Consider the following 23,927-nt stretch of genomic DNA (forward strand, 5'->3'; position numbering starts at 1 on the left):
TCCCATTATTTTAATATTTGAAGTACATTTATGATTCCAATTGCGCTCGCCTTCCTGCTTTATGCCACTCCAAGTAAACGCCTCCTATGTCTTGAAACGCTTGATCGATCATAGTTGTAAGCTCACTCCTGATCTCTTTGCTGTCAGATAAGTGGGTTTTCACATTGTCTACCTTATATTTATTCAGTAGTTTCACATAGGAGATCGTATGAATCGTATCTTCTAAGACCCAATAAATCACATCTTCGACGTCCTTCGTTGTTTTGCATAGCATTTGAACGCCTCTCTCATACATCACAATCTCATACGCAGTATCTCTTATCCTTACACAGGGAGTTAGATCACCATAATAATCGGGCTGAAACGGTTGTGTGACCATGTTGGAATAGGAATCATCGTAAATAGACGTTGATTGCAGCAAGCCGAAAATCATGCTTGTAACTTCCGATTCTGAATGCATCTTATATATACTCCTCCTCTTATTTCCTTCTATGTAAGAGGAATTCTCAAAAAATACGTTATCCTCTACCTTCTTACAGTTGCCGATTGATCAAATAAAGAAAATAGCGTCAATAAAAATGGTGTACATTACACATGATACAGGCTTCTGTTTCCTGCTGTCTCATGTGCATTATACACCCAAATGAGTCCTACTCATCCCCATTTTGTTCCCATGATATTGACTTTCGTGTGTATCCCTGCCTTATTGCTCGACAACTGGTGGGATTCCAGGATATTTCACGACTGGCCACTTCGCAGTTCGCAAGGCATTCATTAATTCAGGCGAAGCATTTACATTCGATTGGACGAGCTGCTTCGGCGTAAGCGCCATCCATTGATTGAGGGACAAGTCTGCAAACCGATCACTCTTGAACATTTCGAGGAACCATAAGCTGTCTGTCCCAGTATTCTGAATATAGTGTCCAAACGCAAAAGGAACGTATCCGACATCCCCTGCCCGATAATTAAATGTCCGCGCAGTGCCATTCCCCGAGAAGACGGTCATTCTGCCCTGTCCGGTAAGATAATATTGCCATTCATCATTGTTAGGGTGCCAATGCATCTCTCTCATGGCGCCAGGCTTAATCTCGACAAGTGCAGCCGCTATCGTTCGTGAAGCTGGAAAATTGGTTGAATCCACAATGCGAACTGTCCCGCCGGGAGTTGTGATTGGCGGCTGAGCCATCAAGCGATGTACGAAACCCGGCTCTATCGTCCCGTAAGGATCAGGCACCTGCTGACTCTCAATCGATCCCGGGACTTGTGATTGATAAATATACACCTGATCGGAAGGAATGTGCTCAAATGCACTTATAGGAACACCAAAATTAGCTGATAAAACCTCCTTCGGCGTATGCGCAAACCAATCGGAAATCGAAAGTGTATTTAGATCCGAAAAACTCCCGTCATCGAACACGAGCAGGAATTCGCAGCCCTCCTCTAGCCCCTGAATGGAATGTGGAATGCCGGGAGGGAAGTACCACAGATCGCCAGGTCTAACATCTGCGATAAAATTACGACCGTTCTGATCTACCGCGGTAACTCGGGCGCTACCCAGGATCATGAACGCCCATTCTGCCTGCTGATGCCAATGCAGCTCCCTTACCCCACCGGGAGTAAGCCGCATGTTGACACCTGCAAGCGTCTTCGCTACCGGCAGTTCTCTTACCGTGACTTCACGCGACCACCCACCCTTATTCAACTGCATGTGTGCATCGGAAAAAGAAAACTTCAAATTCGGAACAAGTCCTGCATCCGTAATCGGAGGAACAAGCATATCTGGATTCTCCATATCCCGCATGACGTCGCGTGGACCGAGATCAGTTGCCCCAGCACCGTCAATTTCGCGAATGGGCTGCGGAATATGCACCTGCTTCGGATCATGTATACCCACGATTCCACCTCTCCCTTCTCTGAACCCTATTGAACAACACTAATGAGATGTTGCGCACAAATAATGTTACCTGGTTAACAGCTCAAGGAACTGGCAACGATTCCATTGATCCTTATGAACATGATGCAGCGATTATGCGGCATTATTCGTGTTCAGCATGCAATTCAGAGCTAGGAAAATGGATATCTTTCAACAAAAAGGGTTTTCCCCTTCTCTAAGGTATATACAAGCACCTTATTTTAAATGGTATTTATTGTTATTTATCTTCTCGCACTATGGTATAGTAAACTGAAGGAGGGATCAAAGTGAAGCTCCATCGAGTACCGGCATTTGTTTTCATCCTATTGTCTTTGGTAACTGGTTGTATATCGGGATCATCGGTTCCTGAGCGGATCAATACTCCCCCAACGATAACGTTAACTCCCATTGATCCATTTCAAGGTGAAGCAGCGAAGTTAAAGCCTTTCCTCGGCTATATGACGGGGGCGTTTACCTTGAGATATGAAGGCACAAAACCAAAAGCGAACTTGGATATTGAGATCTGGAACTATGGCAAGAAAGTAAAATCCGTCGGCGGCCTTGGCGATATATTCTTCACACCGAATAAGGAGGAGCGCAAAGAGATTGAGCTTATCATATCCATTGATACCGTATCTGTCATAGGACAGGACAAAATGAATTATATCAAGATTGGCATCGTCCATGAATCAGGTACAACCCTGTACGGCTTTTCGCCACCAACGGATCATAAGATGATGGGACAAGGAATCATTTCATATCATGAGCCTCAATCCTTTATTGCACAGGGTACGGTTCGGGTATGGGGCATGCAAATGACGAGTACAAATCGCATGATTACTGCAGATTTCTCACAGGAATCACTAAGCAAAGTCGAGCAGGCGATCCTCTTCACTTTGCGGTTTGATGATTAATTTACGGTACATCATGTTTATGCTACTATCATTCACGAAGGAGTGTGTTGTTTGTGCAAGAACCATGTCTTCCTACTGGTGTGGATGTCAAAGACACCCCGTTTGGCTATACACTGTCTTTAATAGGCGGCAAATATAAAATGATCATTATGTATTGGCTGTCCGAGCATAAGGTCATGCGGCATAATGAGCTGAAGCGAAGCATCGGTACCATTTCATTCAAATCATTAAGCGTTATGTTAAAAGAGATGGAGGCAGATGGACTTATCCAACGCAAAGAATATCCACAAGTACCGCCAAAAGTCGAATATTCCTTAACTGAACGTGGTCTATCGCTCATCCCTATAGTAGATATGATGTGTGATTGGGGAGAGAAGAACAGACTATCACCCATGGAAACTGTGGAACATTCATAATGCAAAAGAAGTATCTCCTGCATGAGGAAATACTTCTTTTGCTATTAGACGGGATAAAATGAATAACTTACAGGTTGTCAATGAATTTCACGTAGTCAAGTGCACCCTGGTCCAGCTTGCTTGCTGAAGGCTCATGCTCAGCCCCGTAAAACGCATAGAACGAGCGATAATCTGCTTTACAATACTGAAAGCTTAATTCGAATGGGGATAATATTTGCTCGAATGTATAACGATATTTCCCTTCCTCGAAGTCCTCTTTTTTAATTCCGGCAGATACAGCCAATGCAGCTTTGCGATCTTTCAATTTATCGCCACTTGAACCATAGGCCCAACCATAAGTAAATACTTCATCAAGCCATTTTTTAAGAAGAGGCGGGCAATTAAACCAAAAGATTGGGAACTGCAAGACAAGATTGCCATGAGATTCAATCAACTGTTGTTCTTGCTGAACATCAATGTTGCCATCAGGGTATACCTTATACAATTCGTGAACTGTATATTTGTCCGGGTACTTCTTGAGTTCTTCGGCCAAGCGTTTATTGACAACGGACGTTTCTAAGTTCGGATGAGTTAAGATAACAAGTGTTTTCATCGATTTGACCTCCATAGATTGGTTTGCCTCTTGAGTATATGCTGTAAACTATCTATTTGTAAGTACGCACTTTTAGTTCAGGTACTTACATGTAGGTTAGTATCAAATGGTCAAAACCGACAACACTTGTGCAGTTGACTAGATGCTGGCAACCGATCCCCCGTCCACCCAAGATTGCATCCATTGATGAAAGATGCCTGTTCAGAGGCTAGTACCCGTTACAATGGAGGTGTCTATAGCGTATACCATGTGCAACATTAAAAAGAGGATCGCGCTTTGCACGTCCTCTCTTCTTCCTTACTCATTTAAATAGGTATTTACCCGATTATCTATCAATTTAGCCACTTCTTCGGCAGATTTTTGACCAGAAAAATACGATTTTGCTTCTTCCCCGACAATCGAGTATAGCTTGTCGTCACCAGACCGATAACCGCTCGCTGCTGCCAGCAGCTGCTTGGCCTTTATGAAATATCCCTCTGTCGCCTTAACAGCTTGGCCCGATTCCAGCTTAAATTCTCCACTGTCCACTTGCTTCTGGTAATAGTTAAGCTCCTGTTCATTCACCGATGCAAGTACGGAAAACTCACCTCTCTCTGGCATAGATTGCGCTTGCTCAGATGCCAAAAAGGATATCAATTTCCAAGCTTCTTCAGAAACATCCGACTTGGATGAAATTGCAAGCTGTTTTGGGGCAGAAAAAGTAACTCCGCTTGTCTGTCCTGCAGCATGCGGCTTATTCAGCAACACAGGGTTTTTATAAAGCGTATGGGGCCAAAAGATAAAGTCAGGAGGATTTACCAGTTTTATCGAACTGAACAACTGTTCTCCGTAACCTGCCTCTTTCGAAGTAGCAACTTGATGATCATACATGCTCTTGATTTGCTCCATAAGAGTAATAAAGCTTGGAGAATCGAAGTTAGCCTTTTGATTGCTGCGATCGATGAACTCGGAAGACTGATCGATGACTATGTCAAGCAGCTGCTCCTCAGGCGGTGTGTTCGCCAATGCATATCGGGAATCGCCTTCATCCCTGCTCTTCATAATCTGCTTCGCTACTTGTTCAAATTGCTGCCATGTCCATTTCTGATCATCTACCTGAACGTTAGCCTTCTCTAGTATATTGCCGTCCCCTAGGAAGGTATGCAGGTGTAAGCTGAGCGGCATCGAATAGAGCCCACCATCGATCCCCATCTCATCCACGATATTCGGGTACAAATCGCCCTTTTCCAGCAGCTTCTCTTTTTTGATAAAGTCATTCATATTGAGGATCAGCTTTTTATTGACATATTTCCCGACAGGCAGGTTGGCTACTTCAATAATATCCGCCGCTGCGCCAGATAACAGCTCCGTATTGATTTTTTGCACATACCTATCGTCATCTTGTTCCTCCCATTTCTCATTTTCTTGCTTAAACAATTGAAAACGAACTTCGATGTCTGGATTCTGTTGCTCAAATTTCTTTATTGCAGATGCATACCAGGAATTTGGATTGAACAACGACATCGTTACGATCGTCTTGCCTTCCTTCGTTTTTCGCGTCTTGTCTACTTCATTTGATGAACCGCATGCCACTGTCATTGTAACGAGCAACAAACTAGTGAAAATGATAATAATCCGCTTTTTCATAGTTAGATCTCTCCTCTATTCATTCATACTTCACAACTATTGAAGCCGTATTCGATTGCCATCTTGCAAAGGCTCGCTGCTGTCTACGATAATTAGTTGTTCATAGACATTTCCTGATGTGATTAACGTTACTTTGTCATTGCTTTCACTAGAGGTAATGGGCACCTTGCGTGCTACAAACACATTTCCAAGCGGCCCCAACTGCTCTTCAACTACATAAATGTACAGTCCTTCTCGCTCACGATGAATCGCTTTATTCGAAATGAGAATTCCCTCTTCATGAGAACGCTTCGTAATATGTACACGACCTTCCTCGCCGCCTTTCAAAGCGGAGTTCACCATTTGGAGACGAACCGTTTTCTGTGCAATGGTTGATTTCGCATTTGTCACAAGATCATCAGCAGCTGCTGATCGCCGTTCATTGTCGACGATATCCATAATCAATGCTTGAAACTCTTGTACCTTGTTCGCTTTATCTTTGTCTCCCTTGATTACAACCGGCATCTTCTCCCCTATCGATATCTCTAGTAAATCCAACAATTCAGCATCTGATGTAATGTCTAACTGATACCCTCGGCTGCTATTGGCTAGAATGATATCCGCCGCCCCAGAAGACACCACGCCTGTTACTGCGTTAATCTTCGTCACAATGCCATCGAACGGAGCTTTGATTTCCTTTTGTTGTTCCAACTTCTTTTTCAATTCGTTAATTTTACGAGTTTGTATCCCCAAATCCAGACGACGTGTTTGTATTTCGCGCGACGCGGCGCGCAGCTTCATGTCATCCCCTTCGGAAGTCGCAGATTGAATGTATTGATCCTGATAGGTTTGCAGCTCAATCTTTTGCTTCTCCAGATGGGCAATCTCATCTTGCAATTCTTGCTCGGCAGAACTGCTGTCATAAGTCAGCAGCGTCTGCCCTTTTTGGACGTAGCTTCCTTCTTTCACGTAGATCTTACTAACCCGCCATGGAACCGTATTCGTTAGTTTCACTTCGGACACAGGCCGCAGGATACCACTTGCTTCAAGCTTATAATCAAGGCTCCCAAGTAGCGCTTTCTCAGTAACAACCTTGGGGAGCGTTAACGATTCCAATGTATTGCTGAATAAGGTACAGAACACTAACAGTCCGATAAATAACCCGAACAAGATGACTATCGTTCGTTGACGCTTTTTCTCTGTAGCAGCGACTTGTCCTTCACTCCCCACTTTCAATACTCCCTTCAAACCAATCTATCCCTTGATGCCTGACAACTGGACACCTTCGATAAAGTAAGGTTCCACATATAAGAACAAGAGCACCATGGGGGCCATATACAGCATCGAAGCAGCGAATGCGACTCCCAGCGCCCCTTTATTGATGCTCGATAAATAAACGGAGAGTGGCTGCTTAAGTGCATCGTCCAGGAAAATAAGAGGCTGCTCCACCATGTTCCAATAATCCACAAATAGCAAAATGACAAGGCCCGCTATTCCTGGTTTGATTAAGGGTGCGATAATCGACCAGAAAATTCGGAGGTGACCAGCTCCATCAATCTTAGCCGCCTCGATGTAATCATACGGAATGTGCATCATGAACTGGCGAAGCATAAATACACCGAAGGCGGCAAATATCCCAGGAAGAATAATCGAGCTAGGATGATTCAGCAATCCAAGTTGATCGGCCATCATATAATTGGGAACAAGCGTAACTTGATAAGGCATTAGCGTCGTGAACAGGTAAACAAGAAATAGGAGCTCGCGACCACGAAAACGCAGTTTGGAGAATGCATATGCGGCCAGAGCTGCAACTAAGGTTTGACCAGCGATAATCGGCACCACCATAAATACAGAATTCCAGAACATAGCTATATATTTCGAGTTCTGTATCAATAACATGGAATACTGCTCTATGGACACTAGATCCGGCAGCAGCTTCAAATTCACGAACTGCTGGGCAGAAGCAGATACAGCTGAACCTACATGGCCAATCAATCCATAATTCATTTCAATTTCTTGTTCTGTCATTATTGAATTTGTGAATGTAATCACAATTGGTGACAATATCAATCCGGCAAACACTGCCATAATGGCCGTCATCACGCTTTTTTGTATTCTTCTCATACGTTGATCTCGTTACCTCCTTTCTCATGTCTGCTGCTCTATCTGTTGCTTAGTCCAACGAATGTCGAACACGACGCTCTATGAAATACATCCCCATTACGATGACTAAGATGCAAGCTGCCATTAATGATGCCGCTGCCGTAAGCTTCTGTATGTCCAGGGACACAAACATATTGTTCATATAATGCTGCAGCATATATATGCTGTCATGCGGATAGTCGCCGGCAACTAAGTACGTTTCCCGGAAGACCTTGAACGAATTCATAATCGACATGAGGACTACGAAGAACATCGTAGGTGTTAGATACACGAGGGTAATGCTTCTGAACTGATGGAAGCGACCTGCCCCTTCTATATAGGCCGTCTCATAATAGTCCTTCGGAATCTGCTGCAAGCCTGCCAAGAATAGAATCATGTTATAGCCAATGTTTTTCCATATGTATACACCGATGATTACATAGCGAGCGGCGTCAGTCTTCATCCAATCCACACGTTCAAGCATCCAAGTTCCTAACCAAGCGTTAAGGGAACCATTCCAGTCAAAGAGGATCTGCCAAATGAGCACGATAGACGCCGTAGGAACGACGAGCGGCAATACATAGGCTGTCCGCAGGATGTTACGGCCATAGATGTTTTTGTTCAACAAAATAGCGATGCCTAGGGAAAGAGCTATTAGGATCGGAACGCTTATAACGGTAAAATAAGTCGTATGTAAAAAAGCTTTGCGAAAAGAGTCGCTATCGAGCAGTTCGCGATAATTGTCAAATCCAACAAATTGTCCTTGAACAGCGTTGTTCTGAAATGAATACATGATCCCTTTCACAAAAGGGATGAAATAAAATATCGCGAATCCTAATCCACTAGGTAAAAGAAACATGAAAGCTACAGGTGTATCCTTGCGCAACCATTTTGTCATTTCACACCCCCCATCATTCCTATCCCATTTGAATTCTTCATGTAGCAATGGGGGTCGATATCAGATTCTACGTGGTATGCATCATCCACATAAACATGAAAATCCCCACTTTCTCTCAACGTTTCTCCTATCCTGCACTTAGAATAGAACAAACTGTTTAAAGAAAAAGTGGGGTAAAAATAAAATTTTTCTTAAATTAACGTTGTGATGCTTGAAGAGAATCGTCGTTATGAGAAGGCAAGCGCACTTCGAACATCGTTCGTACCGCATCACTCTGAACGGATATCGTTCCATCATGCTGTGAAATGATATTCTTCGTAATAAATAAGCCTAAGCCTGTGCTATCCCCTTGCTGGGATCGGGCTTGATCAGCGGTATAGAACATGTCAAACAAGTGAGGGATATGCTCTGGCTTGATCGGATCCCCATAATTAATGACCTTCACAATCACCTCATTCAACACGATTTGGGCTTGAATATCTACAAACTTCCCATCACTTCCGTAGCGATTCGCGTTAGACAGTAGATTCTCGAATACTCTCGCCAGCATCTTTCCATTTCCGCAAATAAACATGTGTGACGGTATATTCAATCGAACCTGTAAACCATTCTTCTCTAGTACGGGATATAGTTCCTCGGTAACCTGTATGAGAAGCTCACTTACATCCATTCGATGCCTCTCAATGGCCGCTGTACCATAGTTCATTCTCGTTACTTCAAATAACTGATCGATGAGTTTCTCCAATCGTTGCGATTTAGTATAAGCGATTTCCGTGTAATGGTTGATTTGTTCTTCAGTTAATTTTTTATCTCGAAGAATGAGATCCAGGTACCCAAGGATAGACGTAAGTGGTGTACGCAAATCATGTGCCAAATTCATGACCAATTGATCCTTGCTGTTCTCAGCAAAGTCTCCTCTCTCCACCGCCTGCTGCAGCTTAATCTTGGCCAAGTTAATGTCTTTCGCAATAACCCCGAATTCATCTTTGGATTCGATATGTACTGGACTTGCGAAATCTCCGTTGGCAAGCTGGTTAATTCCATCGGAAATCATGTTAAAGTATACTGCATACCGCTTCGTAAGCAAGAAGAAAAACAAGATCGCAAGCGGTGTGAAAATAAGTAAAAAGAAATTAATATCCCCTATATCCCTAATGAAATATCGAACGGAGGTTAATGGATGTTCGTACTTCATGGTGTGATAATACATCTGAAGAAGTTTGTATAGTAAGAAAATGATTCCTCCGGATAGAAGGATACTGACACCAAAAAGGAACAGCATTTTAGCACGGAAGCTGCGAATAATTTTACCCATTGAACGTGTAACCTACTCCCCAGACTGTTTTGATTAATTTGTTTTTCGCGGTATCTTCTTTCAACTTTTTGCGAAGTGTACGAATATGCACCATGACCGTATTCGCATTCTCATAATAAGCTTCGCCCCACACCTGTTGAAAAATATGCTCCGAGCTGAATACCTTCTTCGGGGAGCTCGCGAGCAGGTGCAAGATATCGAATTCTTTCGGTGTAAGCTCAATCGGTTCATCATACAGCCGAACCGAGCGCTGCTCGAGGTTCATAACAAGTCCGCCGTTCTCCAGTACATTGCGAGCTGATGCAGCAGAAGAATTGAACTGCATGCTGCGCCGCAGATGTGCATTCACCCGGGCAACCAACTCCATGGGGTTGAACGGCTTGGTCATATAATCATCCGCTCCTCTAACCAGACCCGTGATTTTATCCAAGTCGCTTGTCTTGGCGCTTACAAATATGATGGGCATATGGTTCTGTTCTCGGATTTGCCGGGTAACTTCATAGCCATCCAGCTTCGGCATCATAATATCGAGTATCGCCAAATCAATGGAATGGCGATGAACAGCATGTACTGCTTCCTCACCATCTGTCGCAATGATACAATGATAGCCTTCCTTCTCAAGATGATAAGCGATTAAATCAGCTATTTCCTTCTCGTCCTCTGCAATAAGTATCGTAATTTCTCTCATGCGATCTACTCCTGTGAAATGGTAACATTTCCTCCCATTGTAACAGATCCTCACTGCAATTACAGAGCTAAGCAGGCATTGAACAATGATCAACCACCTGCTTAACTAAGCTGTATTCGCTTCATGTAACGAGTACTGCCCATTTTGTGCGCTGTGACCGGATTTGTCAACCTATGCTTGAACTGCTGAAGCCAAGCTTCGAATCCTAGACTTCCCCTCTTTCTCCATCCATTCCAGAAACGGCATCTGCTTCCCATATTGATGCTTCCACTTCACATCGGGTTCTGCGGAATGAATGGATTGGCATAGGAAAAACAAACTAATTCGAGACACGGCAGCAGGGAGCAAGTATATCTCAATATCGGACAGCTTCCCATATCCAGCCAGAAAACGGGCGTCGAAGGTACTCGCATAATTCGGCAGCAGTAAGTAGATTACCCATATTGAATAGGCAATGTCGAAGAGGCGTGTTCCGTTCCGTACAAAGTCAAAATCCAGCACACAGCTCACTTCATTGCGAATGTACTTCTGATTCCAGAAATGCCAATCACCGTGGATGATTGTCCGAGGCAGCAACGATGCATCTTTGTCGTATTTATGAAGTACTCGGTTCATGACACGCGATACTTCTGCATGCTCCTTGCTAGGAATTGTCGGCAATTCTCGAAGCTGGCTCAACCGTTCCCTTAAATCGCTGCTCTTATGGTAGAATGACCACTCAGGAAGTGGTCCCGGCGGCTCATCTCCCAGAATATGATGGAATCTCCGAAGCATACTTGCACTCGAATGCACTTGCTGCTCCCGGCACAAGAACGATCTGCCTTGTACAAATGGCGTAACTTGAACCCGCTTCCCATCAAGCTCTACAAAGCTCATACCCTTCTCATCCTGAACAGGACGAGGTACAGGAATCCCTTCATTCTCTAGCTTCGCAAGCAGATTCGAGACATATTGAAGGTGAGCTTCACTTACGGATGAGCTAATAAAACGTACAACGAATTCCCCATTTGTTGTCATTATTTTCAGATTAATATTATATGAGCCTTTTAACCTATCTCCTATGCCTACCAATTCCCCTATGGAGAAATGTTGACAAACGAAATCGATAGCTGCTGCTGTTCGCAGCGATTCGTCTGTGATCATATCGAGTGATGGCTCCATACTCACATCTCCTTCTTCTTGCTTAACCGAAGCAAGTAGACTCTGCTATTCACTATATTCGAAACTACTTCAGTTTTGGCATTACAATGGTGGAATAAGCAGGACAAATTCCAAAATATACGATTGTACCTTTCACTTTTGTTCCTATGACATATGAATATACTATACGCTAATCCCCTTATAAAGGGCGTGAACCAATGCAGAGAAAAAAACGGACACCGAATGTAACAAAGAATCAAAGAAAGCGCGAAAATCCTAGACGCAAAAAGATTTTCAATACCACACGACACTCTACTTCGGTTACCCTTTCAGAACCTGCTGCCCCCTTATATCGCCCCCCTCCTGTACAGTGGCCGCCGCGTATATTAATGATCATCGATCAATTCAATATTGGAGGAACCGAGACTTACACACTCTCATTGACGCGAGAGCTTATTCGGAGCGGGGCAGTCGTAGCGGTAGCAGGCAAGCGAGGCAAGATAATGGATTCCTTCATTGGTCTCGGCTGTCCGTACTATGAGGTTGATTTCGTGCTTGATAATTATGAGCCTGATGTCCAAAATGCAAAGCTGCATCTCGATGTATTAAAGATGATTATTTGCACGGAACGCATCCAAATTATACATGCGCATCAATACCCTTCTGGAGAGCTTGCTAAGCGCGCATCTGAAGAGATGAACATCCCCTTTGTCTTTACCGTTCATGGCTGTTATTATGATGCGTCGCACATGCAGAAGTTGAAGCCAAATACCACTTTTGTAAGTGTCAGCCCAGCGATCGAGCACTCATTGAACATGGATGGCATTACGTCCCATCTTATCCCGAATGGACTCGATGCAGTGGAATTCAGCAGTTACCCCGAAGCCTATCAGCAGTATTTGCGAAGCAAACTGGGCATTCCGAATAAAGCCTTCGTCGTCATGTATGTAGGCCGTCTAACATGGGAGAAGGCAGATATATGCAAAGACGTCATCCAAGCGACATCTGCACTACGCAAAAAATCAGGAAGCTCAATCATCCTTCTGATTGTAGGCGGCGGCATCCATCAAGAACAAGTCGAGAAGCTCGTCAAACAGGAACGTCATCGAACTGGGGATTCCTTCATCATCTATCCAGGAGAAATGCTGAATATGAGGGCTTGTTACGCCATAAGCGATTGTGTGATCGGTACGGGGCGCATCGCATTAGAAGCAATGGCCTGTCAACGTCCTCTTATTTGTTCGGGGAGTAAAGGTTATCTTGGGGTCGTAGATGCAAGCTGTTATGAACAAGCGTGGAACTCTTGGTTCGGGGATCACCATGCTGCCAACTCCGTTCCGAAGGGACTATTGACGGCACATATTGAACGAATCTGGAATATGGACTTCGAAGAAAAGAACGCGATGGTTCAGTCCGGACGAACATTCGTCATGCAAAGATTCCATGTCGCACAAATCACAAGTAAAATGCTGGATGTGTATCGTCAATTACTATTTCCTAAGCGTGACTAAAATCGATGTGGAGGGAATGCCGTTGGTTCAATTTCATATAGAACCGTGGGAACATCTTATTGATACCGTACCACCCGGCACAATTCTGGAACAATATGTGCCTCCTGAGGTTGAAGAAGCAGCTCGTCATGTCATGACGAAATATGATATGCAAGTGTCCAGCATGGTGCTGATTACCTCTAAACCTGACAAGGGCGGTGCGATCTGGCGAATTGAAACGAATCATGGGCCACGCAGCCTTAAAGTCCTTCATCGCACACCTGCTCGAAGTCTGTTCAGCATCGGTGCACAACAATATCTGGTTGAGCAAGGTGCTCGCGTACCAGCCCTCATTCAGACGGTTGAGAACGATATCTATGTTGAGACTGGCGGAAAGCTGTGGATTGTAACGGACTGGGTTGAGCCCATGCAGCCTGTGTCGAAGGTTGACTTAGAGGGAGCGGCTCTGCTCTGCTACGGTCTCGGTGAATTCCATAAGTTCTCGAAAGGATACATTCCTCCTTCAAGTGCCGGCAAGTCCTCAAGACTATACACATGGCCAGCATATTATGAGAAGATCATCGCCAAAATCGGCTGGTTCCGTGACATTGCCGCCGTTTATACCGAATTTCCTGTCAGTCAGAAACTACTCGAAGTCGTAGATAGTTTCGAAACTCAGGCCAAAGAGACATTAGATCGATTGCTGAATGTATCGAAATACTTCAAAATGGTGGCAATGGGAGAACCCTATTGGGGATTAGTGCATCAAGACTATGGATGGTCTAATGGCCAAATGGGCCCAGGTGGAATATGGGTTATTGACTTGGACGGGGTCGCATACGACCTTCCTTTTCGTGATTTACGCAAACTGATTACAAGTACGATGGATGATATGGGCTATTGGGATACAACCTGGATTCGCGGAATGATAGGCGCTTATCACGAAGCGAACCCAATGGATCGAGAAACGTTCGAGCTGCTCTGCTTGGATATGGCGTTCCCGAACGAATTCTATAAGCATGTCAAAGAGATCGTATTTGACCCAACCACCTTCATGAGCATGGAATTGGAAGGTATCCTGCAACGTGTACTTGCTACAGAGAGCACCAAATGGCAGGCACTAAACGAGCTTGCTGGCGACATCGGAAATTATGAACCCGGTGATTATTCGCAAGTTCCCGAATCATCAATGTGGCAGTTTTCCATGCCTGGTATCGAATATGCTAACGGAGAACTTGTATTCGACAAGCTTCCTTCGCTGCCCGAACAACCATCTGATCCTGCCCTTCAGCCAGACGGAGACCTTGCATCTGATGCAATATCTACTCTACTACCTAATACCGTTGGTCAATTCGAGAATGAAGCATCAAGTCTATTACCAGCTGTAGCAATTGACGCAGCTGTCCCTCAAGATGACCCAGCACAACAGCTAAACGCCGAGGAGACAGCCGTTGCCGCTTCCGCTAATGAAGCGCTTCCGCTCTTCCCTACTCTCACTCTTACACCTGATACGATCTATGCCGTCCGCCGCCGTAGAACTGCCCGCTGCAAGCGTAGAAGAATACGCCGCCACCGCTCTAGAAGAGTGCTTACGCGAAGACGTCTTGCTATTCGCCGCAAGCGCCGCCAAAAATCTTCGATCCTGCGCCGAATCAAGAGAACAAAGTTGTCCCGCTCTTTCGCCGGTCGGAAGAAGCGGATCTCTCGTTCAGCAGCGATACGCAAATCTAGAAAAAAATCACGTTCCGGTAAAACGGGATAAGACAGGAGGAAGCATACGGCATGAACATCTTAATGATCTGTACGGAGAAGCTTCCTGTCCCGAATATTAGGGGCGGCGCCATTCAGACCTATATCGGAGGAGTAAGCTCGCTGTTGAGCCGGAGTCATCACCTTACGATAGTCGGCAGATCGGATCCGGAACTGCCTGATGTTGAAGTTGTCGATGGGATTCGGTATGTTCGCATTCCTTCGGAGGGACTATTCGAGGTATATGCCGAAGGAGTTATTCGATTTCTCGCTCAGAATGGCAAACAATACGATCTGATCCATATCTTTAATCGTCCACGGCTTGTTCTCCCCGTGCGGAGTACAGCACCTCATGCCCGAATCGTCTTAAGTATGCACAATGACATGTTCCATCCTGGCAAGATCCATCCGGAAGAAGGAAGAGCCGTTGTCGAACAAACGGATGCCATTATTACCATAAGCAATTATATAGGACAGGAAATATGCAGATATCACCCTCACGCCGCAGCGAAAATACGTACAATTTATTCCGCAGCAGACCTCTCCCTATTCGCTCCTTGGGTTGAATCCGATTATGCTCGCCAGGCACGCAATAGCCTTCGTACAGAGTATCAGCTGAATTCGAAGAAAGTCATTTTATTTGTTGGGCGATTGTCTCGTAATAAAGGCCCGCATGTGCTTGTGCGTGCGATGTCACATCTGAAACATTCAGATGCTGTATTAGTCGTAGTTGGCGGCGCATGGTACAGCGATAATAAAGTCAGTGACTATATTGGATACGTAAGAGCAATTGCGGCTCGCTCTCCTGTTCCTGTGATTACAACCGGCTATGTGCAGGCGAACGAAGTCCATCGCTGGTTCTGTGCGGCAGATATATTCGTATGCACCTCAATATGGAATGAACCACTCGCGAGAGTACATTATGAAGCGATGGCAGCTGGCCTTCCATTCCTTACGACCTCTCGCGGCGGTAATCCTGAAGTGATTCTTCAGGGAAATGGTCTTCTAGTTGAAGACCCAGAGAATCCACTAGAATATGCGAATAAGCTGAATCATCTTCTTGCAAATATGGATGAATGCAGACAAATGGGGTTACGAGGAAGAAGAATTGCAGAGACACGGTTCGTGTGGCAGCGTGTCGCTCAAGAAATATTAGAGGTATGGGGTTGATTTACTGCTGTCATAACTGTGGCGCCGGCAACTCGGCGCCACCTCCTCCGTTATAGTCCGTACAATTGTCGAATCGATGCAACCTCCCGCTCTAGCCCCTGTAGCAGATCGATTTGTGGATCGTAAGCGAGCAGCTTCTGCGCCTTACTGATATCTGCCCATGTGTGGCTTGGCTCCCCATAAGTTCTTCCCATATATTGAATGCCTGCTTGATGTGGAATCAGCTGCTGCAACATATGAATGCAATCCATAATTGACGCTCGCTGCTTGCCGCCAATATTCAATATTTGTCCCAGAATACCGTCCGTATGCACAGCGGCTGCAATTCCCTCAACACAATCGGATACATAAGTAAAGTCGCGTGTTTGGCCTCCATCACCAAATAAGGTGATCGGTTCACCGTGAATCATTTGATGAATAAAGCGGTGAAAGGCCATATCAGGACGCTGTCTTGGCCCATATACAGTAAAAAAGCGAAGTATCGTTACGGGAATCCCATCATTATGCAAATATACGCGGCACAGGTTCTCCCCAGTCAATTTGCTGACGCCATACGGCGACAATGGATCCGTGATCGCCCCTTCATCCACTCTCCCCGTCTTTTCTCCATACACGGATGACGTAGAGGCATAAATAAATTTGCGTACCGGGCTCGACTTGCATGCTTCCAACAGCCGCTGTGTTGCCACGATATTGTGAGAGGCATAGTGAAGAAAATCCGGCCCCCAGCTCGATCTCACGCCCGGCATGCCTGCGAGGTGGCACACGACGTCGACATCCTTCAGCAGCAGTTCATTATTAGATTGCAATAAATTTGTTTCATGAAAGGTAAATCTATCATGAGTTCGCAATGAACTTAGATTGAGTTCCCTATGAGGGCGCGGTGTTGACGAGTCAATATAGCCATCAACGCCAATTACGTGTACATGTTCGTCCAGCAGCAGCCGTTCACAGAGATGGGAGCCGATGAACCCAGCAGCTCCCGTCACCAATATATACATATTCGATTACTCTCCTCCTTATCTATTTCTAACGGAACATTTCATACTCTTCTCTCTACTTGTGCCCCCCCACTCCTTCATAATCGTATCCAATTGCTTGCATCTCATTTGCTCTGAGCATATTTCGGCCATCTAACAGAATAGGAGTTCGCATGATAGGGAGGGCCTCACTCCAATTCATAGATTCGTATACCGCCCACTCGGTGCAAATGATAGCTGCATCCGCATTGTGCAATGCATCTAAAATATGGGAATACTGTGTCAACCGAGCTGTTGGATAGTTGGGAGGAAGTGCAGCGACGGGATCATGAACGCTTATAGTGGCACCACTGTTCCATAATTGGGTAATGATCGCTAGCGAAGGCGCTTCTCGTAAATCATCCGTTCCTGGTTTAAAGGCCAGTCCGAGGATTGCGACCTTTTTTCCATCAAGGGTGCCGAGCTTCGCGGTCAGCTTCGTAAGAAAATAAGCATACTGCGTTCGATTAATGTGAACTACTTTCTCTAACAAGCCTAGATGAATGCCATACTGTTCCGCTGTGCTCAGTAATGCATTGACGTCTTTAGGGAAGCACGAACCACCGTAGCCGATGCCTGCTCGTAAAAAGGAAGAACCGATTCGAGGATCTAACCCCATTCCTTGTGCTACATCTGTTATCGATACATCACATTGATCACACAGTCTGGCCAGTTCGTTTACATAGGAAATTTTGGTCGCGAGAAAAGCATTAGAGGCGTATTTGATGAGCTCTGCAGTAGATGGCTCTGTTCGAATGATTGGACACGTATACCTTCGGTACAGGCTGCTTACGACATCAGCCGCAGCTTGCGAATCGCTGCCTAGAATAATTCGATCAGGATGGAGCGCGTCATGAAGTGCACTGCCTTCTCGGAGGAATTCGGGATTGGATACGACGTCGAATGAGATTGGTTTGGTTTGCTTGTTAGCAACCCATTCCTTGATACGTTTCTGAGTGCCCACTGGCACTGTACTTTTGACTACAATGACTTTGTGTTCCTGCATATGTTCGCCAATCCATTCGGACACCTGCTGTATATATGTTAGATCAGCACTCCCGTCTTCTCGTGACGGTGTACCCACACAAATAAAAAGAATGTGATGCTTCTCAATCGCTTCCTTAGCATCGCTTACAAATTGGATGTTTCCCTGTTCCACATACTTCTGCAACAGATCTCCTAGACCAGGCTCGTAGAAAGGAAGATCTCCCTTCTCTAAGGAACAGAGCTTTGAATGATCCGTATCAAATCCGGCTATTTTCCAACCATTTTCAGCAAAAGCAAGAGCTGTCGTTGTTCCGACATACCCTAGACCTACTACTAAAATATCCATGCTGTTCACCCCCCGGACGGTGATGCGATAGCGTGTTGATTCGCAATCACATTGTTAAGTTGTACATTCGTGATGCTGACATCCTGAAGCACAATGCTGTTCTCGATGCTGCAGTGATTGATCTTAGCTCTTGGACCGATAGTTACATAGGGGCCTATGATACAGTCCTTCAATTCACTGGTAGAATCGATTACAACTGGTGGGATCAGGCGACATCCGGGATATCGCAACCGCAATTCATGGAGGTCTTTCTCTCCTATGTCTTCCAGTACCCATTGGTTCGCCTCCAGCCATCGTCCTATCGTTCCAATATCAGTATGGTTCTTATCCGTAATCGCATAGCCAATCGAGCATTGATGGTCTATCAACCATTGAATGGCGTGTGTAATCTCATATTCTCCTCTCGGAGAGGGAGTTATCGAACGTACAGCTTGAAATAGCTGCGCAGTGAACACATATGCCCCGAGAGAAGCTAAATTTGATTTGGGATGCTTCGGCTTCTCTTCTAGCCCTACTACTTGATCATCCCTAACTTCTACGATTCCATAATCTTGCGGCTGAGCAACCTGTCCTAGAAGCATGCATGCGTCGTGTTTTTTGTGCGCTACAACTTCCACGAGTCCTGCTAGTGACTCCGTGATTAGATTATCTCCGAGCATTAGTACGAAATCACTGCAGCCAATGTAGCTTTCCGCCTGTCTAACTGCATCTGCAATACCAAGAGGCGTAAATTGGAAAATATACGTAATCTCTACTCCCCAACGTTCCCCTCTTCCCAACTGTTCCTCGAATAACAAATGATGTCCAGGTTGAATCACGATTCCAACCTCATGTATCCCCACTTCTATAAGTTTTTCGATGCAGTAATAGAGAAGCGGAATATTGGCAACGGGAAGCAAAGGTTTAGGGGTTGTGAATGAAAATGGTTGAACCCGTGAACCCTTGCCAGCACTGAGGATTAACCCCTTCATTTTGCTCGCTCCTTTATCTGTTAACAGCCATACATCACTATATGATTCTCAACTCTCCCAAGTAAGGGCATCTGGAGCTTTATAGATGAAAATATACGGTTGCCATCTGTACTACGAACATATGAAAATTCCACACTCTAACACTTTTATTTGTCCATACCCTTGCAGGATATGAACATAGAATAGAAGGAACGCTCATAACGTTACCAATTCAATCAAGAGAGGATTGATTCGATTGAGTAAGAATGAATATATAAACAAAATAAAAAAATTGGAGGATATCGACAGCGTTGAAGTCGAATATGCCGACGGCGAGAAGGTCGAATTTAAGACAGATGAAGGCATTGACCTTGCGTCCTTTCTTGAAAAAATCGATTGGGATCAAGTTGAGGATGTCGAAGTCGAGCTAGTTAATGGTGAGAAGACTGGCATTAAATTGGGTGATGATGACGAGGACGACGATGAGTCCTATAGTGACGATGATGATGACGAGGACGATGATGAGGCCTACAGCGACGATGATGATGATGATGACGAGGACGACGATGAGTCCTATAGCGACGATGATGATGACGAGGACGACGATGAGTCCTATAGCGACGACGATGATGACGAGGACGATGATGAGGCCTACAGCGACGATGATGATGATGACGACGATGATGACAACGAAGACGATGATGATAAATAAGATTGTTTACGACATAGACAAGAAAAAGACGAGGAGCGAACTCCCCGTCTTTTTTACATCGTTCGACTAGAACCCTCGATGCATGAGCTGGATGTGCCGATGGAACCCCCTAATCACTCGTCCCATAAGGTTGAAATACCTCGCTCCAATTCCATCGCTCATAGTAATTGATCCCGAGTGTCAGATTTGGAATCCACACATGCGCATTCTTGCCATCAGGTCTTGACAACATAACATCTGCTGTCGAACGATTGCTTCGAATCCACGCTACCTTCCTTCCATCTTCCACGAACACAGGCGCATAATCGCCGAATCCCATGGCGGGAGCCGACAGCATCGCTTGTTGCCCTGAATCAAGGTCAACCTTCACAAGCTTAGGCAACGGCCTCTTCTCCGCATCGATTGACCACAACGCTTCGTCAGCTCTCGACGCGACAATTGTACGATCATTGTACCAAGTGAAGCCAGTCTCTACTTTGTCCGCAGGAGTATAGATTTGCTGTTTCATTGGTGTCAAGCTGCTTAATAAGGTCAATTTTTTATTGCTTGTTGCTTCTCTTCCCTCACCCGCAATATAAGCAAGTTGATTTGCACTTGGTGCCCAGTTGAACCATTCTTCATCATGGAGCATGGTTCCCACTTTCAGAAAGGTTGTCCCATCTGAGGACAGCAGGCAGAGTGTATTGCTATCTGCAGATAATGACGCAGTGGGAACAGCGATAAAGGCGATCCATTTCCTATCAGGAGACCATTTGAATGTGCTGGTTAACACGGCGAAGAAATCATCAGTTTGATTGGGAATCCGATACAGCAGTACTTTATTGGGTGTACCTGTTTCGGTGTCTAAGCCAATACGATATAACAATATATCCTCCCATTTCCCAGTTGGCAGCAGCTTAGAGAGTGTGGATACCAAGAATCCATTTCCGCTCGGATTCCAAGCATAGTTCCCGATGTTGTCTTCTATCGTTGTCACAATTGGGGTGCTAGGTGTATCCACATTGGCCATTCGAAGCGTGTAATCGGTTTGAAATGCGACTATGCTGTGCTTGGGCGACCACTGTATATTCTGACCCTTTCCTACTTTTCGAAGCGATTTCGTAGTCATATGGAATACCCAAACCTCATTCTCTTCCTTGCCTTTTGTAAAAGCGACCCACATCCCGTCATGCGACCATTTGGGATTCCGGATGTACTCCCCTGTTGTGATCTGTGTCTCTTGTGTGCCGCTAGTTATCCATAAATCATTGTTGCGAATAAACGCAGCTGTATAGGACGAATTAGTCGGCCATCCACTAGAGGGTGTCGACCATACGAACAGCAGCACGAATACAACTATGGCTTGTATGCACTTTCTCATGACACACCTACTTATCATTTTCCTTAGTGTGCCACTGAAGCGAACAGCATATGTGTTGGCCGGATCATGCATGGATACATTTACATAAACCTTCTGGATCTTATCAAGTCGCAGCACACAATTCTGCGAGTGTCGTTACGAGAGGACAAGTAAGTAAATTACTCCATATGCTCCGCAACCGTCATTGTCAATGGCGTGAATCAACCGCGAATTCCCTAACAATTAAAAACACTCGATTATAAAGCTGCCGTCAGCTTCATAAATCGAGTGTCTATTACTCTTACAATTAGCGTTAAGCACTAATTGACAAACCGATATTCCCAGAATACTTCCTTGCTATATTTAGCTCGAAATGCCGGATCTTCCAACGTTCCATTGTCTAATAAGAACCTCACTTGCGATTGGTGTGCATGAATAGCGTGTATTTTCTGCTCGACAAAGTCACTAACATCATTCACAACGCTTGGCTCCCCTAACACAGCCTTGCGATTCGAAGAGAATGCGATGCACAATACCCTAGGGCGCTCGCTCTCAGGTAGCAGCTTCACCGCTTGCACGACCGCAGCTCCGGTTGCATCGTGATCCGGATGCACACTATGACCCGGATAGAACGTGTATACAATTTCCGGCTTAAGCTCTAGCAGCAAGTCAGCAATTCTTCCCGCCAGCTTCTCCTGTTGTTCGAACTCAATCGTTTTATCATGATAGCCCCACATGCGGACATCTTCGATTCCGATCCGCTTGCACGCCTCCAGCAATTCTTGCTTGCGGATGAGCGGCAATGTCACCCGATTGGCAAAGAGAGGGTTGCCCATGTTCCGCCCCATCTCTCCCAATGTCAAGCATGCATAAGTAACGGTCATGCCTTGATGAATATGTCTCGCTAATGTACCTGCCATAATCCCTTCATCATCGGGATGAGGCAGCACGACGACAATGCGCTGTTGTGATTCCATTTGATGTCCCCTCTTCAGTTGTCTCCTAATAATGATCATTCGCAATCAGCAGTGAGAAGGCTTGTTCCTTAGAATGGCTGCTCACTAAGCATGAAGCTGACAAGCAAACGTCCCTCCGAATCATGGCCAGCCATAATCAGGCGTTTCTCGTCGCTCTCTTCCCAATGTGTCAGCCCTTCCGCATAAATCCACCCTTGCTCTGTCTTTAGGCCGATACGATAAGGGCCTGTTCCTGCCAATGTGCCATGTGAATAGCGGACGGGGGCATTTTTAAAAAATACGGATGCTGTCATTTTTGATTTATCCCGATGTGCCGCATAAGCACCAGTAGTCATCTCAAGATGCGCATATAACAACTTATCCTGTAAGCTTTGCAGCTGCTGTTGAACGCGATCTGGTTGTATAAGTTGCATGATTCGTTCCTCCATGGATCAATTAACCGCTGACTTTATGATATGAATTTCAGTTCTCATTGTATCATATAAAGTTATAGCTTACGTACCTATTCGCGCAAACAACCCGCATCCTACCGTAACCCTGCTTTAGCTTGCAATTAATGACCTATCTCGTCTCGAGTTCACATTAACAAGGTATATGCTGAACAAAATGAAGACAAGTCCTACTACCAAATTGAACGTAAATTGTTCATGCAAAAATATGACACTTGCGATATTCGAGATGAGTGGAATTAAAAAAGTAAAGGCCCCCACCTTGCTGGCCTCCCCAGACCCGATCAGCACAAAGTAAGTCAGCCAGCCTAATGCGATGACGAAAATAGATATTAACAATAAATTCAAGATAAACGACAAGTCCCATACAATATCTGACCAGTTCTCAATGAATGCCCCCGAACCCGTTAGCAGCAAGCCTCCGATCGTTTGCTGCAGCGATACGACCCACAGGGAGTCGACACGCTCGCTAATTCGCTTCATATAGACGGTTCCGAATGCCCAGCTAAGTGCCGTACCAAGTGCGAGACCGATTCCAATCACCGATGCATGCCCAATAATGCCAAACGCACAAATGACGGCAACACCCAGGAAACCAAGCACTAAGCCGAACATTTTTCTCGGATGCATCGATTCGCCCAGCCATAGCCATGAAAACACGCCTAGTAAGACAGGCTGAAGAAATACAACTGCTGAAAAAAGCCCTGCAGGCGTATAGAGCAAGCCGAATGTCATTAGGCCATAGTACAGCACAATATTCAAAAAGGCAGACACTAAATAAATGGGCCACGTTTCCTTGAGCCGCAGGCTTTTGTATCGCGGCAGCGCAAGCAGGAGCAAAATGATCCCCCCGATAAAGGTACGCAGCCCCGCAAATAACAATGGAGGCGCATACTGAAGACCTATTTTCGTCAAAGGCCAGTTCACACCCCACATAATCACAAGAAAGACAAGCAGCAAAATCGTTTTATGTTTGGACAGCTGGTTCATCATATTCATCCATTCCTTCCCTACCATTCTATCTGTAAAAGTTTACTTACACCTCCATGTATCATGTTATATTGTTTATGTGCATAAATAAAATGAATCATTGTTATAAGGAGCATATCAAAATCGT

General features: G+C 45.1%; 23 protein-coding genes. 6 read left to right on the forward strand and 17 right to left on the reverse strand.

What is annotated here, in order from left to right; translation table 11 throughout:
• Window positions 1–28: 28 nt before the first annotated feature.
• Together BP95_RS0103545 and BP95_RS0103550 are read right to left on the reverse strand one after the other, a co-directional pair.
• A complete protein-coding gene (locus BP95_RS0103545; RefSeq protein WP_021254704.1) occupies window positions 29–460 on the reverse strand; it encodes an Imm63 family immunity protein in 432 nt (143 codons plus the stop codon).
• A gap of 243 nt (window positions 461–703) precedes the next feature.
• Entirely contained in the window at window positions 704–1,894 is a 1,191-nt protein-coding gene (locus tag BP95_RS0103550; RefSeq protein WP_021254703.1) for an oxalate decarboxylase family bicupin, read from the reverse strand.
• 305 nt (window positions 1,895–2,199) lie between these two features.
• Here BP95_RS0103550 and BP95_RS0103555 point away from each other — a divergent pair, with 305 nt between their 5' ends.
• Window positions 2,200–2,826: a hypothetical protein gene (locus BP95_RS0103555; RefSeq protein ID WP_028531421.1), complete on the forward strand. Its 627-nt coding sequence runs from the start codon at window positions 2,200–2,202 to the stop codon at window positions 2,824–2,826.
• 53 nt (window positions 2,827–2,879) lie between these two features.
• Entirely contained in the window at window positions 2,880–3,242 is a 363-nt protein-coding gene (locus BP95_RS0103560) for a winged helix-turn-helix transcriptional regulator (protein WP_021254701.1), read from the forward strand.
• 67 nt (window positions 3,243–3,309) lie between these two features.
• Here BP95_RS0103560 and BP95_RS0103565 read toward each other — a convergent pair whose 3' ends face one another.
• The 8 genes from BP95_RS0103565 to BP95_RS0103605 all read right to left on the reverse strand — a co-directional run bounded on the left by BP95_RS0103565 (window position 3,310) and on the right by BP95_RS0103605 (window position 11,643).
• Window positions 3,310–3,834: an NAD(P)H-dependent oxidoreductase gene (locus tag BP95_RS0103565; protein ID WP_021254700.1), complete on the reverse strand. Its 525-nt coding sequence runs from the start codon at window positions 3,832–3,834 to the stop codon at window positions 3,310–3,312.
• Window positions 3,835–4,131: 297 nt separating this feature from the next.
• Window positions 4,132–5,460, reverse strand: coding sequence for an ABC transporter substrate-binding protein (locus BP95_RS0103570; protein ID WP_028531422.1), 1,329 nt, complete (start codon window positions 5,458–5,460; stop codon window positions 4,132–4,134).
• 36 nt (window positions 5,461–5,496) lie between these two features.
• The gene (locus BP95_RS0103575; protein ID WP_021254698.1) at window positions 5,497–6,669 is read right to left on the reverse strand and encodes an efflux RND transporter periplasmic adaptor subunit; all 1,173 of its coding nucleotides are present in this window, start codon (window positions 6,667–6,669) and stop codon (window positions 5,497–5,499) included.
• A gap of 24 nt (window positions 6,670–6,693) precedes the next feature.
• Window positions 6,694–7,563 (reverse strand): carbohydrate ABC transporter permease, encoded by an 870-nt coding sequence (locus BP95_RS0103580; RefSeq protein WP_021254697.1) that lies wholly within the window; start codon window positions 7,561–7,563, stop codon window positions 6,694–6,696.
• A 49-nt stretch (window positions 7,564–7,612) separates the two neighbouring features.
• Window positions 7,613–8,479, reverse strand: a complete 867-nt coding sequence (locus BP95_RS0103585; protein WP_028531423.1) for a carbohydrate ABC transporter permease — start codon at window positions 8,477–8,479, stop codon at window positions 7,613–7,615.
• 196 nt (window positions 8,480–8,675) lie between these two features.
• Window positions 8,676–9,794: a HAMP domain-containing sensor histidine kinase gene (locus tag BP95_RS0103595; RefSeq protein WP_021253512.1), complete on the reverse strand. Its 1,119-nt coding sequence runs from the start codon at window positions 9,792–9,794 to the stop codon at window positions 8,676–8,678.
• Window positions 9,787–10,482, reverse strand: a complete 696-nt coding sequence (locus BP95_RS0103600) for a response regulator transcription factor (RefSeq protein ID WP_021253513.1) — start codon at window positions 10,480–10,482, stop codon at window positions 9,787–9,789. Before BP95_RS0103600 ends, BP95_RS0103595 begins: the two co-directional genes overlap by 8 nt.
• Before the next feature lie 171 nt (window positions 10,483–10,653).
• Window positions 10,654–11,643 (reverse strand): phosphotransferase, encoded by a 990-nt coding sequence (locus BP95_RS0103605; RefSeq protein ID WP_028531424.1) that lies wholly within the window; start codon window positions 11,641–11,643, stop codon window positions 10,654–10,656.
• Window positions 11,644–11,840: 197 nt separating this feature from the next.
• Here BP95_RS0103605 and BP95_RS0103610 point away from each other — a divergent pair, with 197 nt between their 5' ends.
• From BP95_RS0103610 to BP95_RS0103620, 3 genes are read left to right on the forward strand one after another with little or no spacing between them, the layout of a single operon-like run.
• Window positions 11,841–13,133: a glycosyltransferase gene (locus BP95_RS0103610; protein ID WP_028531425.1), complete on the forward strand. Its 1,293-nt coding sequence runs from the start codon at window positions 11,841–11,843 to the stop codon at window positions 13,131–13,133.
• 16 nt (window positions 13,134–13,149) lie between these two features.
• Window positions 13,150–14,874: a CotS family spore coat protein gene (locus BP95_RS29465; protein ID WP_051613982.1), complete on the forward strand. Its 1,725-nt coding sequence runs from the start codon at window positions 13,150–13,152 to the stop codon at window positions 14,872–14,874.
• A gap of 20 nt (window positions 14,875–14,894) precedes the next feature.
• Window positions 14,895–16,031 (forward strand): glycosyltransferase family 4 protein, encoded by a 1,137-nt coding sequence (locus tag BP95_RS0103620; protein WP_021253517.1) that lies wholly within the window; start codon window positions 14,895–14,897, stop codon window positions 16,029–16,031.
• Window positions 16,032–16,081: 50 nt separating this feature from the next.
• On the opposite strand, the gene BP95_RS0103625 is transcribed toward BP95_RS0103620, so the two are convergent.
• From BP95_RS0103625 to BP95_RS0103635, 3 genes are read right to left on the reverse strand one after another with little or no spacing between them, the layout of a single operon-like run.
• The gene (locus BP95_RS0103625) at window positions 16,082–17,032 is read right to left on the reverse strand and encodes an NAD-dependent epimerase/dehydratase family protein (protein WP_021253518.1); all 951 of its coding nucleotides are present in this window, start codon (window positions 17,030–17,032) and stop codon (window positions 16,082–16,084) included.
• 55 nt (window positions 17,033–17,087) lie between these two features.
• The gene (locus BP95_RS0103630) at window positions 17,088–18,383 is read right to left on the reverse strand and encodes a UDP-glucose dehydrogenase family protein (RefSeq protein WP_021253519.1); all 1,296 of its coding nucleotides are present in this window, start codon (window positions 18,381–18,383) and stop codon (window positions 17,088–17,090) included.
• A gap of 5 nt (window positions 18,384–18,388) precedes the next feature.
• Window positions 18,389–19,354, reverse strand: a complete 966-nt coding sequence (locus BP95_RS0103635) for a sugar phosphate nucleotidyltransferase (protein WP_028531426.1) — start codon at window positions 19,352–19,354, stop codon at window positions 18,389–18,391.
• Between the two features lie 235 nt (window positions 19,355–19,589).
• Between BP95_RS0103635 and BP95_RS33475 the strand changes: the two genes are divergently transcribed.
• A complete protein-coding gene (locus BP95_RS33475) occupies window positions 19,590–20,045 on the forward strand; it encodes a hypothetical protein (protein ID WP_051613983.1) in 456 nt (151 codons plus the stop codon).
• 109 nt (window positions 20,046–20,154) lie between these two features.
• Here the strand turns inward: BP95_RS33475 and BP95_RS0103645 are convergent, their stop codons facing one another.
• The 4 genes from BP95_RS0103645 to BP95_RS0103660 form a co-directional block, all read right to left on the reverse strand.
• Window positions 20,155–21,405 (reverse strand): TolB-like translocation protein, encoded by a 1,251-nt coding sequence (locus tag BP95_RS0103645; RefSeq protein WP_028531427.1) that lies wholly within the window; start codon window positions 21,403–21,405, stop codon window positions 20,155–20,157.
• A gap of 299 nt (window positions 21,406–21,704) precedes the next feature.
• Entirely contained in the window at window positions 21,705–22,361 is a 657-nt protein-coding gene (bshB2, locus tag BP95_RS0103650) for a bacillithiol biosynthesis deacetylase BshB2 (protein WP_021253523.1), read from the reverse strand.
• A 68-nt stretch (window positions 22,362–22,429) separates the two neighbouring features.
• The gene (locus tag BP95_RS0103655) at window positions 22,430–22,774 is read right to left on the reverse strand and encodes a YojF family protein (RefSeq protein ID WP_021253524.1); all 345 of its coding nucleotides are present in this window, start codon (window positions 22,772–22,774) and stop codon (window positions 22,430–22,432) included.
• A 129-nt stretch (window positions 22,775–22,903) separates the two neighbouring features.
• Window positions 22,904–23,800 (reverse strand): DMT family transporter, encoded by an 897-nt coding sequence (locus tag BP95_RS0103660; protein ID WP_028531428.1) that lies wholly within the window; start codon window positions 23,798–23,800, stop codon window positions 22,904–22,906.
• Window positions 23,801–23,927: the final 127 nt, after the last annotated feature.

It is taken from the genome of Paenibacillus sp. UNC217MF (assembly GCF_000686865.1).
Classification (GTDB): domain Bacteria; phylum Bacillota; class Bacilli; order Paenibacillales; family Paenibacillaceae; genus Paenibacillus_B; species Paenibacillus_B suaedae.

What these genes read in the sequence shown, in the direction of transcription:
- BP95_RS0103545 (WP_021254704.1), bottom strand. Translation starts at nt 460, where the DNA reads ATGCATTCAGAATCGGAAGTTACAAGCATGATTTTCGGCTTGCTGCAA.
- BP95_RS0103565 (WP_021254700.1), bottom strand. Translation starts at nt 3,834, where the DNA reads ATGAAAACACTTGTTATCTTAACTCATCCGAACTTAGAAACGTCCGTT.
- BP95_RS0103570 (WP_028531422.1), bottom strand. Translation starts at nt 5,460, where the DNA reads ATGAAAAAGCGGATTATTATCATTTTCACTAGTTTGTTGCTCGTTACA.
- BP95_RS0103580 (WP_021254697.1), bottom strand. Translation starts at nt 7,563, where the DNA reads ATGAGAAGAATACAAAAAAGCGTGATGACGGCCATTATGGCAGTGTTT.
- BP95_RS0103585 (WP_028531423.1), bottom strand. Translation starts at nt 8,479, where the DNA reads ATGACAAAATGGTTGCGCAAGGATACACCTGTAGCTTTCATGTTTCTT.
- BP95_RS0103595 (WP_021253512.1), bottom strand. Translation starts at nt 9,794, where the DNA reads ATGGGTAAAATTATTCGCAGCTTCCGTGCTAAAATGCTGTTCCTTTTT.
- BP95_RS0103600 (WP_021253513.1), bottom strand. Translation starts at nt 10,482, where the DNA reads ATGAGAGAAATTACGATACTTATTGCAGAGGACGAGAAGGAAATAGCT.
- BP95_RS0103605 (WP_028531424.1), bottom strand. Translation starts at nt 11,643, where the DNA reads ATGGAGCCATCACTCGATATGATCACAGACGAATCGCTGCGAACAGCA.
- BP95_RS0103610 (WP_028531425.1), top strand. Translation starts at nt 11,841, where the DNA reads ATGCAGAGAAAAAAACGGACACCGAATGTAACAAAGAATCAAAGAAAG.
- BP95_RS29465 (WP_051613982.1), top strand. Translation starts at nt 13,150, where the DNA reads ATGCCGTTGGTTCAATTTCATATAGAACCGTGGGAACATCTTATTGAT.
- BP95_RS0103620 (WP_021253517.1), top strand. Translation starts at nt 14,895, where the DNA reads ATGAACATCTTAATGATCTGTACGGAGAAGCTTCCTGTCCCGAATATT.
- BP95_RS0103625 (WP_021253518.1), bottom strand. Translation starts at nt 17,032, where the DNA reads ATGTATATATTGGTGACGGGAGCTGCTGGGTTCATCGGCTCCCATCTC.
- BP95_RS0103630 (WP_021253519.1), bottom strand. Translation starts at nt 18,383, where the DNA reads ATGGATATTTTAGTAGTAGGTCTAGGGTATGTCGGAACAACGACAGCT.
- BP95_RS0103635 (WP_028531426.1), bottom strand. Translation starts at nt 19,354, where the DNA reads ATGAAGGGGTTAATCCTCAGTGCTGGCAAGGGTTCACGGGTTCAACCA.
- BP95_RS0103645 (WP_028531427.1), bottom strand. Translation starts at nt 21,405, where the DNA reads ATGAGAAAGTGCATACAAGCCATAGTTGTATTCGTGCTGCTGTTCGTA.
- bshB2 (WP_021253523.1), bottom strand. Translation starts at nt 22,361, where the DNA reads ATGGAATCACAACAGCGCATTGTCGTCGTGCTGCCTCATCCCGATGAT.
- BP95_RS0103655 (WP_021253524.1), bottom strand. Translation starts at nt 22,774, where the DNA reads ATGCAACTTATACAACCAGATCGCGTTCAACAGCAGCTGCAAAGCTTA.
- BP95_RS0103660 (WP_028531428.1), bottom strand. Translation starts at nt 23,800, where the DNA reads ATGAACCAGCTGTCCAAACATAAAACGATTTTGCTGCTTGTCTTTCTT.